Source organism: Sulfuracidifex metallicus DSM 6482 = JCM 9184 (genome assembly GCA_032834875.1).
GTDB lineage: Archaea > Thermoproteota > Thermoprotei_A > Sulfolobales > Sulfolobaceae > Sulfuracidifex > Sulfuracidifex metallicus.
The window spans coordinates 464,150-478,849 of the sequence record CP135238.1 but is presented as its reverse complement, the minus strand read 5'-3'; the positions used below and the strand labels follow the sequence as shown (position 1 = coordinate 478,849).

General features: G+C 40.2%; 15 protein-coding genes. 9 read left to right on the top strand and 6 right to left on the bottom strand.

The features are described 5' to 3' along the window. Nucleotide 1 precedes the first annotated feature (1 nt). Genes argH through lysX form a run of 4 tightly spaced genes read left to right on the top strand, consistent with a single transcriptional unit; the run spans nucleotide 2 to nucleotide 6,407 of the window. A complete protein-coding gene (gene argH, locus RQ359_RS02765) occupies nucleotides 2–1,345 on the top strand; it encodes an argininosuccinate lyase (RefSeq protein WP_054838259.1) in 1,344 nt (447 codons plus the stop codon). After that, a complete protein-coding gene (gene carA, locus RQ359_RS02760) occupies nucleotides 1,326–2,444 on the top strand; it encodes a glutamine-hydrolyzing carbamoyl-phosphate synthase small subunit (protein ID WP_054838218.1) in 1,119 nt (372 codons plus the stop codon). The genes argH and carA overlap by 20 nt, the downstream gene beginning before the upstream one ends. Continuing rightward, nucleotides 2,437–5,565, top strand: a complete 3,129-nt coding sequence (gene carB / locus RQ359_RS02755; RefSeq protein ID WP_054838217.1) for a carbamoyl-phosphate synthase (glutamine-hydrolyzing) large subunit — start codon at nucleotides 2,437–2,439, stop codon at nucleotides 5,563–5,565. The genes carA and carB overlap by 8 nt, the downstream gene beginning before the upstream one ends. Beyond that, nucleotides 5,562–6,407 carry a lysine biosynthesis protein LysX gene (gene lysX / locus RQ359_RS02750; protein ID WP_156016134.1) on the top strand — a complete coding sequence of 282 codons (846 nt, stop codon included), beginning with the start codon at nucleotides 5,562–5,564 and terminating at the stop codon, nucleotides 6,405–6,407. The genes carB and lysX overlap by 4 nt, the downstream gene beginning before the upstream one ends. Here the strand turns inward: lysX and RQ359_RS02745 are convergent. Beyond that, complete coding sequence (locus tag RQ359_RS02745; protein WP_156016135.1) at nucleotides 6,375–6,986, bottom strand: translin family protein; 612 nt, start codon at nucleotides 6,984–6,986, stop codon at nucleotides 6,375–6,377. The two genes, lysX and RQ359_RS02745, sit on opposite strands and share 33 nt — an antisense overlap. A gap of 209 nt (nucleotides 6,987–7,195) precedes the next feature. Between RQ359_RS02745 and RQ359_RS02740 the strand changes: the two genes are divergently transcribed. Next, entirely contained in the window at nucleotides 7,196–8,161 is a 966-nt protein-coding gene (locus tag RQ359_RS02740) for a 3-hydroxyacyl-CoA dehydrogenase family protein (RefSeq protein WP_054838216.1), read from the top strand. A gap of 178 nt (nucleotides 8,162–8,339) precedes the next feature. On the opposite strand, the gene RQ359_RS02735 is transcribed toward RQ359_RS02740, so the two are convergent. Further along, entirely contained in the window at nucleotides 8,340–8,891 is a 552-nt protein-coding gene (locus RQ359_RS02735) for a cupin domain-containing protein (RefSeq protein ID WP_156016136.1), read from the bottom strand. 44 nt (nucleotides 8,892–8,935) lie between these two features. Here RQ359_RS02735 and RQ359_RS02730 point away from each other — a divergent pair, with 44 nt between their 5' ends. After that, nucleotides 8,936–9,127, top strand: a complete 192-nt coding sequence (locus RQ359_RS02730) for a hypothetical protein (protein WP_054838215.1) — start codon at nucleotides 8,936–8,938, stop codon at nucleotides 9,125–9,127. Here the strand turns inward: RQ359_RS02730 and RQ359_RS02725 are convergent. Continuing rightward, nucleotides 9,124–9,672, bottom strand: coding sequence for a VIT1/CCC1 transporter family protein (locus RQ359_RS02725; protein ID WP_256201933.1), 549 nt, complete (start codon nucleotides 9,670–9,672; stop codon nucleotides 9,124–9,126). The two genes, RQ359_RS02730 and RQ359_RS02725, sit on opposite strands and share 4 nt — an antisense overlap. Nucleotides 9,673–9,733: 61 nt before the next feature. Between RQ359_RS02725 and RQ359_RS02720 the strand changes: the two genes are divergently transcribed. Continuing rightward, entirely contained in the window at nucleotides 9,734–10,126 is a 393-nt protein-coding gene (locus RQ359_RS02720; protein ID WP_054838214.1) for a hypothetical protein, read from the top strand. 75 nt (nucleotides 10,127–10,201) lie between these two features. Next, a complete protein-coding gene (locus RQ359_RS02715; RefSeq protein ID WP_338116938.1) occupies nucleotides 10,202–10,690 on the top strand; it encodes an adenosine-specific kinase in 489 nt (162 codons plus the stop codon). A gap of 106 nt (nucleotides 10,691–10,796) precedes the next feature. Here RQ359_RS02715 and RQ359_RS02710 read toward each other — a convergent pair whose 3' ends face one another. Then, the gene (locus tag RQ359_RS02710) at nucleotides 10,797–11,843 is read right to left on the bottom strand and encodes a DUF309 domain-containing protein (protein ID WP_457921233.1); all 1,047 of its coding nucleotides are present in this window, start codon (nucleotides 11,841–11,843) and stop codon (nucleotides 10,797–10,799) included. A 66-nt stretch (nucleotides 11,844–11,909) separates the two neighbouring features. On the opposite strand from RQ359_RS02710, the gene RQ359_RS02705 reads away from it, so the two are divergent. Further along, nucleotides 11,910–12,668, top strand: a complete 759-nt coding sequence (locus tag RQ359_RS02705) for an enoyl-CoA hydratase/isomerase family protein (RefSeq protein ID WP_054838257.1) — start codon at nucleotides 11,910–11,912, stop codon at nucleotides 12,666–12,668. On the opposite strand, the gene amrS is transcribed toward RQ359_RS02705, so the two are convergent. After that, complete coding sequence (gene amrS, locus RQ359_RS02700; RefSeq protein ID WP_156016138.1) at nucleotides 12,665–13,720, bottom strand: AmmeMemoRadiSam system radical SAM enzyme; 1,056 nt, start codon at nucleotides 13,718–13,720, stop codon at nucleotides 12,665–12,667. The genes RQ359_RS02705 and amrS overlap by 4 nt on opposite strands. 87 nt (nucleotides 13,721–13,807) lie before the next feature. Beyond that, nucleotides 13,808–14,671: a heme o synthase gene (gene cyoE / locus RQ359_RS02695; protein WP_054838211.1), complete on the bottom strand. Its 864-nt coding sequence runs from the start codon at nucleotides 14,669–14,671 to the stop codon at nucleotides 13,808–13,810. Nucleotides 14,672–14,700: the final 29 nt, after the last annotated feature.

Genomic DNA, 14,700 nt, shown 5'->3' with positions numbered 1-14,700 from the left:
GATGCTGTATAGAACTTGGGGCAACGCTAAGGACGAAGTGGTAGACTATACTAATTCCGTAGCTGGAGATCAAGCTATACTAGATCAGGTTAAACTTACTATGAAAGCTCACATTATATCGCTTTACCTTGCTGGTGTCATAGCTAAGGACGTAACAAAGGAGTTGATAAAGTCTGTCAACTCATTTAAGGAGATTAAGGAAGGATATGAGGATGTGCATGAGGCTCTAGAGGATCATCTCATAAGTCAGACGGGAGAAAACGGCGGATGGGTAGGCTTAGCAAGGAGCAGGAATGATCACGTTTCCACTGCACTCAGACTGAAGATGAGAAATGCATTAATTGAATTACTAACTACCATGTTGGAAGTCAGGGAAGCAATCATAGTTAAAGCTGAGGAGAACAAGGATGTGATATTTCCGGTCTACACTCATTTTCAATTAGCTCAACCATCTACATTATCTCACTACCTACTATATATAGAGGAGGAAATCTCTTCAAGGTGGTCGGCAATTTTTTCCCTAATGCCTTTGATTAATCGATCTCCGCTAGGGGCAGGTGCAATAGTTGGGACAAATCTGAAGATTGATAGGCTTAAGGAAGCTGAAATGTTAGGTTTCGACGATCTAGCATATAATACGTTGTTTGCAACTGGCTCCAGGTCGGACCTGATATCGCCTGTCCTAGAAGTAGCCAATATGATGTCATCCCTAAGCAGAATAGCGGAGGACTTGATTTTACTTTCGTCAAATATCGTTGATGTAATAGACTTACCTGACTCTCATGTAAGCACTAGTAGCTTAATGCCTCATAAAAGGAACGCGGTGACGATGGAAACTTTGAGGGCAAAGGCTGGAACAGTTATAGGTGAGGCACTTTCCCTCTTAGCTATTTATAAAGGAATTCCCTCAGGCTACGACCTAGACCTTCAAGAGATGAACGCGCATTATTGGAACGTTATGGAGGAGTCAACATCTTCCCTTAAGGTATTTAAGTCAGCTATACTTGGCTTGAAGGTAAAAAGGGAACTAACAGATTCGAAGTCGTTATCTACAGATGAAGCCGAACTTTCCTCAATAAGGGGAAAAATGCCTTATAGGCAAGCTTACTTTGAAGTAGCCAAGAGAATCAAAGAGGGAACCTTTGAGTCAAACTTAAAAGCTAGGGATTCTATCAAAATGAAGGCAGTCATAGGTTCTCCTAACCCTGATTTAATAACAGAAGAGATAAAAATTAAAAGAAATAAATTGAAAGAGGACAAAGCCAAGTTAACTTCTTTCTCCTTAAAGATTAGGAACGGGCTTAACTTAATGAAGGTGATAGAAGATGATCTACTGCAAGAGTGACTATTTAGGTTATGTGTACTTGGAGGACGGAACCCTTTTACAAGGCTGTGGCTTCGGTGCTAAAGGGATTAGAGCCGGTGAGGTTGTATTCAGCACAGCAATGAACGGCTATCCTGAAAGTTTAACTGATCCTTCGTATAGGGGACAGATCTTAGTTTTAACTCATCCATTAATTGGAAATTACGGCGTTCCAAGGAAGCAGGCTGTTGAGGGAATTTACCAAAATTTCGAGTCAGATTCAATTCAAGTGGAGGGTCTGGTAGTGACTGAAGTGACAGAACCTTACAAGTGGAACTCGGAAAGGTCATTGAGTAAATGGCTATCTGACGAGGAAATACCTGGAGTTTCAGACGTGGACACTAGAGCCATAGTAAAGAGAGTAAGGACTGAGGGATCAATGATGGGTATAATAGCATCAGGCATGGAAATAGACGATCCTAAGAAGTACCTCCAAAAGAGGTATGATGAGACCGACTTCTCTCCGTTAACTTCTCCCAAAACGCCAGTAGTTCATAAGGGGAGAGGCGACAAGGGAATAGTGGTAATGATAGACTGTGGCACAAAACATGGAATAATCAAGGGTTTATACGACCAAGGCTTCACAGTGGTTAGGGTTCCATGTTGGTTCTCACCGAAGGAAATAATGGACTATAACCCTAAGGGTATAATCTTCGGTAATGGTCCAGGGAACCCCAACTTATATGTGAATCAAGTGAAGAACTTTAGGGAGATTCTTGAATACAAGTTGCCTACAATGGGTATATGTCTAGGTCACCAGTTACTTACCATTGCTTTAGGAGGTAAAGTAAGGAAGATGAAGTTCGGTCATAGAGCCATAAACAAGGCTGTTGTGGACTTGACAACTGGAGAAGGATATATAACTACTCACAATCATGGTTATGCTGTCCTTTCTAAGGATGATGTTCCCAAGGGCATGAAGGTGTGGTTCTATAATCCTGACGATGGAACAGTGGAGGGGATGTACCATGAAAAGTTACCTATTATAACTACTCAATTTCACCCAGAGGCACGTCCTGGTCCATGGGACGTGACTTGGGTATTTAAGAAGTTCGCCAAGATGGTGGAATCAAATGGTTGAAACTCCTAAGAAAGTGATGGTAATAGGCTCAGGTCCTATAAAGATTGCTGAAGCTGCAGAATTTGATTACTCTGCAAGCCAAGCTCTAAAAGCCTTCAGGGAAGAAGGAATCTCTCAAGTATTAGTAAACTCAAACGTAGCTACAGTCCAGACCAGCAAGCAATTCGCAGATAAGATTTACATGGTTCCCGTTACGTGGTGGTCCGTAGCCAAGGTTATAGAAAAAGAGAGACCAGACGCCATAGCAATAGGATTCGGAGGGCAAACTGCTCTTAATGTCGGGATTGATCTATTCAAGAAAGGAATACTTCAACAGTACGGAATAAAGGTACTGGGCACTCCAATTCAAGGTATAGAGAGGGCATTGAGCAGAGAGAAATTCAGAGAGACAATGATTGAGAGGAACCTTCCAGTACCTCCAAGCATGAGTGCAACAAGCGTGGATGAGGCGCTGAAGAAAGCCAAGGTTTTAGGATATCCAGTAATGGTCAGGGTTAGCTTCAACTTGGGTGGCAGAGGCTCTACTGTAGCGTGGAATGAGAACGAACTAAGGGAGAATATAATCAGGGCTCTATCCCAAAGCTATATAGGTGAAGTCTTAATAGAGAAATACCTTCACTTCTGGAAGGAACTTGAATACGAAGTAGTGAGGGACAGCAAGGGGAATGCAGCTGTAGTAGCTTGTATTGAGAACCTTGACCCAATGGGCGTTCATACAGGCGAATCAACCGTGATATCACCTTGTCAAACCCTAGACAATAAGGAGTTTCAGGACATGAGGACGCTGTCAATAGAGGTTGCAAAGTCAATAGATCTAGTAGGAGAATGTAACGTTCAGTTTGCGCTGAATCCATCATCTTACGATTTCTTCATTATAGAGACCAACCCAAGGATGTCTAGATCAAGTGCACTTGCAAGCAAGGCTACAGGATATCCACTTGCGTATGTGTCAGCCAAGTTATCCTTAGGCTACTCAATTTACGAGATTTTAAATAAAGTATCTGGTAAGACTACAGCCTTCTTCGAGCCAAGTCTGGACTACCTAGTCATGAAAATTCCCAGATGGGATATGTCCAAATTCGAACATGTGGATAGCTCTCTAGCTACTGAGATGAAAAGCATAGGAGAAGTAATGAGCATCGGAAGGACATTCGAGGAGACGTTCCAAAAGGCCGTAAGGATGCTAGATATAGGCGAGCCAGGTCTTGTGGGCGGTAAGATATATTTCTCCTCCATAACCAAGGACGAGGCTTTAAACTATATGAGACAGAAGAGACCTTACTGGTTTTTATATGCAATGAAAGCCTTTAAGGAGGGAGCTACAATCGATGAAGTCTATGATTCTTATGGCGTTGACAAGTTCTTCCTCATGAAGCTTAAGGCATTAGTTGACATATACGAAAAATTTAGGAAGGAGCCTAATCTGAATGCGGAATTAATCCAATATTTGAAAACGTTAGGATTCTCAGATGAACAACTGCAGGACGAAGCTAAGATAAGAGATAGGGAGGGAATATATCCCAGAATTAAGAGAATTGACACTTTAGCGGGGGAATGGGATGCTGTAACAAACTACCTTTACACTACCTATAAGGGCGTTGAGGACGATGTTAAGCCTTCTGATGGAAGGAAATTGCTAGTTGTAGGAGCAGGTGGTTTCAGGATAGGAGTCTCAGTTGAGTTCGATTGGAGCGTCGTTTCTGTCCTTAACGAAGCCAGGAAGTACTTTGATGATGTTGCTGTCCTCAACTATAACCCAGAGACGGTATCCACGGACTGGGATATAGCTGGCAAACTTTTCTTCGACGAAATATCCGTAGAGAAGGTTAAGGATATAGTAAAGAAGGAAGGCTTCACTGACGTATGTCTGTTCTCGGGAGGTCAGCTGGGCAACTCCATTGCTAAGAAGCTAGAGGAAGAAGGAATTAGGATATATGGTTCATCAGGCTCTGCTGTGGACTCAGCAGAAGACAGGGAGAAGTTTTCCTCACTTTTAGATAAGCTTGGCATACCTCAGCCAAAGTGGATCTCAGCAAGGGATATATCTCAACTACGTCGTTTCATTGATGAAGTAGGTTTCCCAGTGCTGGTTAGACCTAGCTACGTACTGAGCGGATCCTCAATGGCAGTTGCATATAATAATGTTGAACTTAACTCAATATTATCTAGAGCAAGCAAAATATCTGAAAAATATCCTGTCGTAATATCAAAGTATCTAACTGATGCAGTAGAGGCAGAAATTGACGGGGCAACAGACGGTAAAAAGGTAATAGGCGCAGTACTTGAACATGTGGAAGAGGCAGGAGTACACAGCGGAGATGCAACTATCTCAATACCTAACAGAAAGCTAACTCACGACCTAGTTCTAAGGATGAAGAAATATGCGGTTTCTATAGTTAACGAACTTGGAGTTAAAGGACCTTTCAATCTGCAGATGGTGATCAAGGACAACACTCCTTACGTTATCGAGATGAACATGAGGGCTAGTAGGTCAATGCCATTCACAAGTAAGGCTAAGGGTTTCAACATTATAGGCAAGGCCGTAGAGGCAATAGAAAAGGGATTAGATCAGGACGAAGAATTCTACGAGCCTCCTTCATCAAGCTGGGCTGTGAAGTCTCCCGAGTTTTCATGGGCTCAGCTGAGAGGGGCATATCCTTTCTTAGGACCTGAGATGAGAAGTACGGGTGAGGTTGCCTCGTTCGGCGTTGACTTTTACGACGCTTTAATAAAGAGCTGGTTATCCTCTCCTCCTAACGCTATACCAGACAAGGGAAAGAAAGCGCTTGTATACGGTGAAAGGAACGTTGAATATCTGGAAGAAACAGCAAGGAATTTAAGCCAGTATGGTTTGGATATAATAACCCTTGATGGGTTAAATATAAAAGAGGGCGAGGTAGTTGCACTTAAACCCGCAGAGGAACTTCTCCTAAAGAAAGAGATAGGAATAGTTGTAACAGAGGGATTCTTGGAAAGCAAAGATTATAATGTTAGGAGGCTTGCGGCAGACCTTAATATTCCTCTCATTCTTAATGCTAGGCTAGCCTCTGAGGTATCTAAGGCATTTAATAAGGAAGATATTACGTTTTTTGAAATTAGCGAATATGGTGGTGGAATATGAAACTAGCTCTGGTAGTAGACATAATTAGGCAAGAGGAAAAAATGTTAATAAATGCCTTAAATTCAAGGAAAGTAAATTATGATGTGATAAATGCCTCAATGGAGCCACTTCCATTTAATAAGGCAATGGGTAGATACGACGTAGCCATAATTAGAACCATAAGCATGTATAGGGGACTGTATGCCAGTGCTGTGCTAGAATCTGCAGGAGTGCATACAATAAATTCTACTGATGCCATCACCATATGTGGAGACAAGATATTAACTTACTCAAAACTCTTTAAGGAAAACATACCAATACCAGATTCTCTTATCTCTATGTCACCAGACTCCACTATGAAGGCATACGAAGAGATGACGTTTCCCGTCATAGACAAGCCACCAATAGGAAGCTGGGGAAGGATGGTATCCTTAATAAGGGACATAATGGAGGGCAAAACTATAATCGAACATAGAGAAATGTTGGGAAATGCAGCTCTTAAGGTTCACATTGTACAGGAGTATATACAATACAAAGGACGGGATATAAGGTGTATAACGATAGGAGATCAGCTGGTTGGTTGCTACGCTAGGAACATTCCACCTAACGATTGGAGAGCAAACGTGGCGCTTGGAGGAATGCCATCCAAGTTGGAAGTTGACAATGACCTTAAGGATCTAGTTTTAAAGGCTTCTAAGACAGTTATGGGAGAGTTTATATCAATAGATATACTTGAACATCCAAAGAAAGGGTATGTAATTAACGAGCTGAACGACTCTCCCGAATTCAAGGGATTCCTTGTTGCAACTGGAATAAACGTTGCAGAGAGACTAGTGGACCACATTATCGGAAGATATTCTTAAAGAAGCCAGGAAAATATCGTGATATGTTTCTTCCAGTATTCTCCTCAAGGCATCTACTTTTTGTCTCAAACCAGGAACTACGGACTTAGGATACTCCAAGTTCCAGAGCGTTTGATAAATATCTTCCATTATCCGATACGTTTTTTCTGCTTCTTGGTTTTTTCCTTCCTTCAAAAGTTCCAGAACCCTCCTTCTCATCTCACCTACGGAATCTGCTATTCCAGTGATATAATATGTATCAGGTACACCAAGGTCAGACGCAAGATTTAACTTCTCTCCAAAATACATTGATATAACCACAGAAGCTTCGGCCAGTTCTTGGAATGCAGTTCCGACATCTCCGTAAAGTAGCTCTGGAAAGTTGCTTACAACTTGTTCTATTTCCTTTGATTTCTTTATTGCGTCTTGATATCTTTTTAGAGCCCTCTCTTTTTCACCTCTATGAGAAAGAGAGACGGTTTCGCCACAATATCTTATGAGTTCCCTTGACATTAGAAGTAATTTTTCCCTATTATCAAACCTTTCCATTAATCTGGCGTTAACCGAGTTTATATATTCCTTTATTTGATCAGATATCATAGTAATGACTAACATTTGTTCGATAAATAGTTGACTAGCGTTTAGATGTTATGCCGATTTTTGGAAAAACATGAACTGGCAGTAAACTCTTGTCATAGTTTTCCTTATTGATATGTCATAATTTATCATTGGAACATATTTATTTTTATTATTATAGAATAAAGTGAAAAGCCGAAACTTACTTATACTACTTATATATTTCTTATATCATGCGAGATATCAAGAAGGTTTCTGTAATAGGTGCAGGTGTAATAGGTGCAGGATGGGCAACGCTTATAGCAACCAAGGGCTATTCCGTGTCCCTATATTCTGAGAAAAAGGAGACCCTAGACAAGGCCATGGCTAAGGTAAATGGCTATCTCGAAGTCATGAAGAACGTGAAAATGGTAAGCCAAGAGCCAGAGTCTTATACGTCAAAGATACAGACGACAACTAATCTTGACGAAGCGATAGAGGGAACGGATTACGTTCTTGAAGCCATAATAGAGGAATATGATGCTAAAAAGAAGCTCTTCGGTTACCTTGACGAAAGACTTGACAAGGACGTAATATTGGCAAGCTCGACCTCTGGTCTTCTAATGACTGAAATGCAGAAGGCAATGAAGAGACATCCAGAAAGAGGAGTTATAGATCATCCTTGGAACCCACCACATCTGTTACCTCTAGTTGAGATAGTTCCTGGGGAGAAGACGTCAAAGGAAACTTTGGATGCTTCAAGAGAATTTATGGACAAGTTGGACAGAATAGTTGTAGTCCTTAAAAAGGAAGTTCCAGGCTTCCTAGGTAATAGGTTAGCTTTCGCGTTATTTAGGGAAGCGGTTTACTTAGTCGATGAAGGAGTAGCAACTGTAGAGGACATAGATAAGGTAATGACGGCCGCAATTGGGCTGAGATGGGCTTTCATGGGACCCTTCCTCACTTATCACTTAGGAGGAGGAGAAGGTGGTCTAGAGTACTTCTTCAACAGAGGTTTCGGTTACGGTGCAAACGAATGGATGTATGATTTAGCAAAGTATGATAAGTTCCCATATACTGGAGTAGTTAGATCTGTATCTCAAATGAAAGATTACGAGTTCTTAAAGGGGAAAACTTTCCCAGAGATATCTAAGTGGCGTGATGAGAAACTAATAAGTATATTCAAGCTTGTGTGGGGAGATAAGTTCAACATGAAATAAAAGGAAGTGAAAAGAAGATTCTACTATTCTTGAATTTTTCGTTTTATTGTATTTATAGTAACCTTGCTTTTATCATGACTCAGAGTTTAGAGATAAAACAGCGTTGAAAAAGAGAAAGAGATGGAGAAGATAAATAAAGGGAAAAAGTTTTGGAGGACGGAGAGAGGATTCAACTGCCTTACTCCTGTTCTCTGAACTCCAATATGCCAAGACTTTCCAAGAGTCCAGAATCTGTGACGTCGAATAACACAGCATCATCAGTTCCAGTGTTAGTATGGGAATGCACTGCGTTTGCTGGAACTACGAAAACGTCACCCTCATTCCACTCATATTTCTTTCCGTCTATCATGGAATAGCCTTTCCCTTTAACTACAAGGTATATGGATGCCATATTATGCGAGTGAGGTTTAGTGGTCTTTCCAGGCATAACCAACTGAAAACCCGGCATCATAGTTGGCGTTAGACCTCTGTTTCTTCCAGTGGACTTAGAATAGAACATTATCTTTGCAACTCCTTCTTCTATATTGTTTGATTCCGCTATTGTCCTTAATAATGGCAATACCTTGGAGAAGCTTATTACCTTAGGTTTCACTTCTTCAGGTGGTGTTGTATATTCCATGAAAGTTACTACCTTTAGATCCTCTGATTCCTCCTCCACAGATTTAACAATGGAGTTCACTTTCTCCTTAAGTTCCTCCTGTTTGTCCACTCTTTCAACTAGCTTTGACATCTTAAGTTTAAATTGTATAAGTAGTATAAAAAGGTGCGTCATAAATGAATGAAGAATGTTATATAATTTTAGAAGGAAAGAAATGCGTTGAGATATGTGGAAGAGTAATATGTGACGAGGAGACTGTTAAAAGCTACGTAGAAATATGCGAAAAATGCAAGAAAGGAGACAGAAAAGCATGTGCCACTCTATACGAAAGGTTCGGCTGCATGAGTATATCTGGTTGGTGGATTTAGGAGATTAAGAAAATCACTAGAACAGCTATAACTCCTGCTACAATCATTACTAAGCTGGTTTTCAGCTTCTGCTTGATCTCGTTACCGTACAGTAGTCCCATTAAGAATAGCATTGAAAGGGATATGAGTAAAGTATACATCATGCTATGGGTCGTAGAGAAAACCTCGAATGGTATCAAACCTAGAAACGGCGAAACTCCGTGAGATATTCCAGAAACAATTGCAGATATCTTGCCGCTATAGTCGTATACTGTTCCCTTAAGGCTCCTCATAACTTGCTTCTCCAACTCCTCAAGTTCTTCCCTTTTTTGGCTTAATTCCACAACGAATGCGTTCCAAAGCGACGATATTGACGTGCCTACTAGTCCGCTCACTATTGCCGTTCTCATGTCAGCGGTGGAGATTCCGTATAATACCGAACCCATGATGATGCTTATGGACAGCAGTAATCCATCAAAAGACCCTAAAACGACGTAGTTCCTGGCACTCTCCATATCGTTAAGGAGAGCATATTTTATTGCGTTTAGAATCTTTTGATTATACACAAGTAGCTCTCACTTATCTTATGCTTGAACTTATATATTAGTTTTTGGGAAAGGGCACTAGATGAACAAAAGAATACTACTCGGTCTACTAGTAGTTGTGCTGGTAATAACTGCAATAGGAGTCTTCGCAGCTTCTAGCTATAGGACCACAGTATCTGTTACTCCTATGACAACCACGTCTAACGGAGATGTACTTAAAGTGAAGGTAATAATGAACTATGGTCCCTTCGGAGGCCAATCCCCATTGGAGGGTTCTGACGTTTGGTTATACTCCTATAACGGAACGGCATACGTTTTTCATGAAATGAACTTCACTGCATCAAATGGGGTTGCAACCTTCCACGTTCCTCCAGGAAAGTATAAAGTATTGGTAACAGACCTTCATTATTCATACGTTTTCACGATGAGTGGCAGTGAAGAAATAACTGTGAATTACGCTTACTTATACAGATGAAGACTAAGGAGTACAACTGAGAAGTGATGAAGTGGTCCTCGACGGATTTTTAATTTCCTTTTCTTAATTAGAAATGTGAGTGTAAAGATAGATGTAGTAAGGGTAGAGATTCCTGAAGGTACAAACGTAATAGTAGGTCAGTCACATTTCATAAAAACCGTGGAAGATCTATACGAAGCTTTAGTGACATCAAGTCCTGTAATTAAATTCGGAATAGGCTTCTGTGAAGCAAGTGGAAAGAGGCTTATAAGGAAAGATGGAAACGATGAAAAGTTAACTAACCTTGCCGTGGAGTCTTGTAAGAGAATAGCTGCAGGTCATGTATTCGTGATTTATATACTAAACGGATATCCCATAAACGTTCTGAATAGAATAAAGAACGTCGACGAGGTAATTAGGATATTTGCATCTACTGCAAATCCTTTGCAGGTCTTAGTAGCTGAGACAGATCAAGGTAGAGGAGTTATAGGAGTAGTAGATGGAATTACGCCTTTAGGCGTGGAGGGCGAAGAAGACGTAAAAGAAAGGCATGATTTGCTGAGGAAAATTGGATATAAACGATAAAGAAGTATTTATAACTCTAGAATATATAAATAGTGCAACTTATATTTAGTCAAGACATAAAACTCTTACTTTTTCTTATAACATATGCTTCTATAGAAGACTATATTTACTCTCCGTATAAGGCCTTTAGTCCAGCATTTATCTTGGAATCCGATACTCTTAAAAAGAGCCTAAGAGCACTTTCCATTAATTTATCTGATATTTCATTCTCTCCCTTATTGAATTTTATCATAGAAGCACAAACTAAAATTAATCCTTGATAAAAGTCCTTGAGTTCTCCGTCTGCTTCGGATCTCCATTTAGACTCAACGAATTCATGCACCTCCCAAAATCTCCCTTCCCAGAAAAGTTCAAAGTTACCATTTTCATTTATATTCGATACGAATAAAGGTCTGCCTAGAACGTTGATAATATAATCATAGTTTCCAATTATATCTACTTCCAAGTATTTCAGGCCGTTTCTTATATCTATTACGTTAGACCCTCTTCTTAGCTTTTCCTTTAAAGAAAAGGAATATACATCTTTTTTATAAAACAAAATATGACGGTCTTTCTCTATATTCTGACCTTTTTTATTGCCCATTTTAATATGCCATCCTAACTGACATGTTGGCTCTCTCTGAGGAGTTATCGTAACTTCTACGAACAACTCTCCACACCTCCTTCTGAGTACCATCTTGTCATCTCCTATGTATGTGACTTTGAGGTGACCACAGTTATTTAACGGACCCAACTTCTTGGAGTAATACGGATTTCTTATGCTTCTGGAAGCTTTCTTATATACATGGTTAAAGAGCTCATTAGGGTCATATGAAGATATATTTACAGGTACCTTTAGGTCAATCTCAATGTAATTTTCGGTTATTTTAGTTTCAACGCTCTTATACTTCTGTGATGCGACTATGGGAACTATGAGAGGTGTCAATATAGATGCAGCAACAAGATATAGGGCAAAGTAAATATTTCCTAGGATAACATAAGAAGCTATTCCTGTTGTAAACGCAGTAATAGGAATGCAGGACAAGAGGTACTGATAAGATGAGAATATATCCCTTAATTTTATATAAAGGAAACCAGATGCAATACCGCTTCCCAAAAGCGGTACTACCGATGCTGACATTGATGTTAGTAATAATTTCTTGTCCAGACCCATAAGCTATATTCACACTCTGAGCTTTAAAGCATTAATACTAAGTCTTCTCTTCATATGGAGGGGAAAATGGAGACAATATCCTTAAAGAGGGAACCTCCTTTCGGATGGATATATCTAAACAGACCAGATAAACTTAACGCTATAAATGAAAAAATGATAGAAGAGCTAGGAGAGACAATTAAACAATTAGAAAATGATAATGAGATTAAAGTAATAATAATTACAGGAACTGGTAAGGCATTTTGTGCAGGTGCTGATATTTCTCATTTTAAAACTCTAAATCCAGAGAGAGCATGGCTATTTGCAAAGAAAGGTAGAGAGCTCATGGATAAGATAGAAAATTTAGGGAAACCGGTCATAGCAATGATAAACGGATATGCCCTAGGAGGAGGTTTAGAGATCGCAATGGCTTGTGACATAAGAATAGCATCTGAGGAAGCCCAGTTGGGTTTACCTGAAATCACTTTAGGAATATATCCTGGCTTTGGTGGAACACAGAGGCTGCCCAGACTAGTTGGCAAAGGTAGAGCCCTACTTATGATGTTCACCGGAGATAAGATAACGGCTAAGGATGCAGAGAGGTTTGGCTTAGTTGAGGTCGTGGTGAGTAAGGAAGCTTTAGAGGAGGAAACGAGGAAGATGGCTACTAAGATCGCATCTCAGTCACAAGTGGCCATTTCAGAGATAAAGCTTCTAGTGAATAAAGGATTGGATTCTTCTATAGACGCAGGGCTTAACATGGAAAGCCTAGGTTGGGGAGTGGCCTTTACTACAGATGACGCAAAGAAAAGAATAGATGATTTCCTAAGCAAAAGAAAGGGTTAAACGTAAACTTCCTCAAACCTATCATTGAAGGCATTTTTAGATAATTTGCCTATGATGGGTAATTTGAAACCGCAATTTTTACATCTCATATCATTAGTTACATTCCATTCTAGTATTCTAAATCCATACCTTTTCACAACTACGTTACCGCATGAAGGACAATACGTATTCTCTAAAGGATGTCCGGGGACGTTTCCTATATAGGGGAAATTAAATCCCATTTTTCTTGCTAAGTTGTAATGTGACTCTAGCAACTTTATGTCGGTTAAGGGCAAATCTATTAACTTATAGTCTGGATGAAACCTGAGGAAATGTATAGGCACATCAGGACCTAACACATCATAGATCTTCTTGAGGAGAACTTCAGCGTAATCCAAGGAATCTCCTATTTTAGGTATTATTAAGTCAGTTATTTCTACATGAATTCCCTTCTCCTTTAAGTACGATATAGTTTCAATGATTGGCTCTGGTCCCGAGGCTCCCGTATACCTTTTCATAAATTTAGGTTCACCGTTCCCCTTGAAGTCCACAGTTACCGCATCTAAGAAATCCTTTGCATAGTCAACTGCGTCTTCGGTCCAGTAACCATTGGAAACCATGGTATTGAATAAACCGTAACGCTTGGCTTCGATACCAATGTCATGAGCATACTCGATGAAAATAACTGGCTCATTGTAAGTGTAAGTTATACCCTCGGTTTGGTATCCTCTAGCCAGCAACACTACATCAGAGGGAGACAGTTCAGCCCCCTCGGCCTTCCTCCTTTGGCTAATGTCATAGTTTTGACAGTAGGCACACATCCAATTGCATCCAAAGGTCGACAGTGAGAAGACTTTAGAACCAGGATTGAAGTGCACTAGAGGTTTCTTCTCTATTGGGTCAATGTGAACAGCTGCAACTTTACCATACACTTCCAGTCTTAGTTCTCCTCCTCTAACTGACCTTACTCCGCAGAATCCTACTTGACCTTCCCTTATCATACATTTCCTGGCGCAAGCGGTGCAGATTATCCTGTCCCTGTTCTTTTTATAAAGTACGGCTTTACTTTCCATGACTCTAATATAACTATTAGGATTACTGCAAAATAAAGGTACAATAAGAAGCCAACTATCTTGGTTATGAACTTTCTCTTTATCTTTTTACACTATCTTGGAAACAATTAATGCTATTAGTATGATGGCTAAGTAAGGTGCGGATATCTTAAACGACGTCCAAGCTTCTTCTACAGTGGGATTCTTTATTAGCTTTATACTATAAGCCATAAGGATTGCTGAAAATATTAATGTAACTCCTAGATAAATTAAGTTTGTGTAAAAATAGAGTAGGATAGCCACAGGTATCATCGCAGCATTAGATATAGCAATTGCAGTTGCTGCCTTCCTTTCATCAGTTATAACGGGAAGCATGGGTACGCCAGCACTTGCATAATCATCCTTAAATCTAAGAGCTAAAGACCAGAAATGACCAGGGGTCCACATGAATATTAAGAACCCTAGTATAAAGGAAGCTAGATCGAATTTTCCAGACAGAGCTGCATATCCTGCCCAAGCCGCTGCACTACCTGCGAAGCCTCCTATTACTATGTTTGCAGGATGTCTAGGCTTTAGCCAAATAGTGTATACGAAAACGTATATGAAAGCGCCTAAGAAGATGAAGAAAGCAGTTAATGGGTTTGCCAATAAACCTATCCCAGTTCCTAGGGCAACAAGCAAAGTGCCAACTGTAATTGCCTGATTCTTGTTCACGTAACCTAGTACTGTTGGTCTCTTCGACGTCCTTTTCATCTTAGAGTCCTTATCTATCTCCCAACCACCGTTTATTATCATGGCACCGCCTGAGGCTAAAGTTCCTCCGATTAAGACAACTGCCAGCGCAAGCAGATTTATTACATACCTGAAGGCTAGGAAGTACCCACCTAAAGCCGCTAGGTCAAGAAGCCATATGATTCTAGGTTTGCTAAGGTTAATGTAAAACATTATGCGATTTCCTAAGGTAACTGCCATAGTTTAATTGCCGTATTATGAGAATAAAA

Coding starts and splice junctions, on each gene's coding strand:
- lysX (WP_156016134.1), top strand. CDS start 5,562: ATGAAACTAGCTCTGGTAGTAGACATAATTAGGCAAGAGGAAAAAATG.
- cyoE (WP_054838211.1), bottom strand. CDS start 14,671: ATGGCAGTTACCTTAGGAAATCGCATAATGTTTTACATTAACCTTAGC.
- amrS (WP_156016138.1), bottom strand. CDS start 13,720: ATGGAAAGTAAAGCCGTACTTTATAAAAAGAACAGGGACAGGATAATC.
- RQ359_RS02740 (WP_054838216.1), top strand. CDS start 7,196: ATGCGAGATATCAAGAAGGTTTCTGTAATAGGTGCAGGTGTAATAGGT.
- RQ359_RS02745 (WP_156016135.1), bottom strand. CDS start 6,986: ATGATATCTGATCAAATAAAGGAATATATAAACTCGGTTAACGCCAGA.
- RQ359_RS02735 (WP_156016136.1), bottom strand. CDS start 8,891: ATGTCAAAGCTAGTTGAAAGAGTGGACAAACAGGAGGAACTTAAGGAG.
- RQ359_RS02730 (WP_054838215.1), top strand. CDS start 8,936: ATGAATGAAGAATGTTATATAATTTTAGAAGGAAAGAAATGCGTTGAG.
- argH (WP_054838259.1), top strand. CDS start 2: ATGCTGTATAGAACTTGGGGCAACGCTAAGGACGAAGTGGTAGACTAT.
- RQ359_RS02705 (WP_054838257.1), top strand. CDS start 11,910: ATGGAGACAATATCCTTAAAGAGGGAACCTCCTTTCGGATGGATATAT.
- carA (WP_054838218.1), top strand. CDS start 1,326: ATGATCTACTGCAAGAGTGACTATTTAGGTTATGTGTACTTGGAGGAC.
- RQ359_RS02720 (WP_054838214.1), top strand. CDS start 9,734: ATGAACAAAAGAATACTACTCGGTCTACTAGTAGTTGTGCTGGTAATA.
- RQ359_RS02710 (WP_457921233.1), bottom strand. CDS start 11,843: ATGGGTCTGGACAAGAAATTATTACTAACATCAATGTCAGCATCGGTA.
- carB (WP_054838217.1), top strand. CDS start 2,437: ATGGTTGAAACTCCTAAGAAAGTGATGGTAATAGGCTCAGGTCCTATA.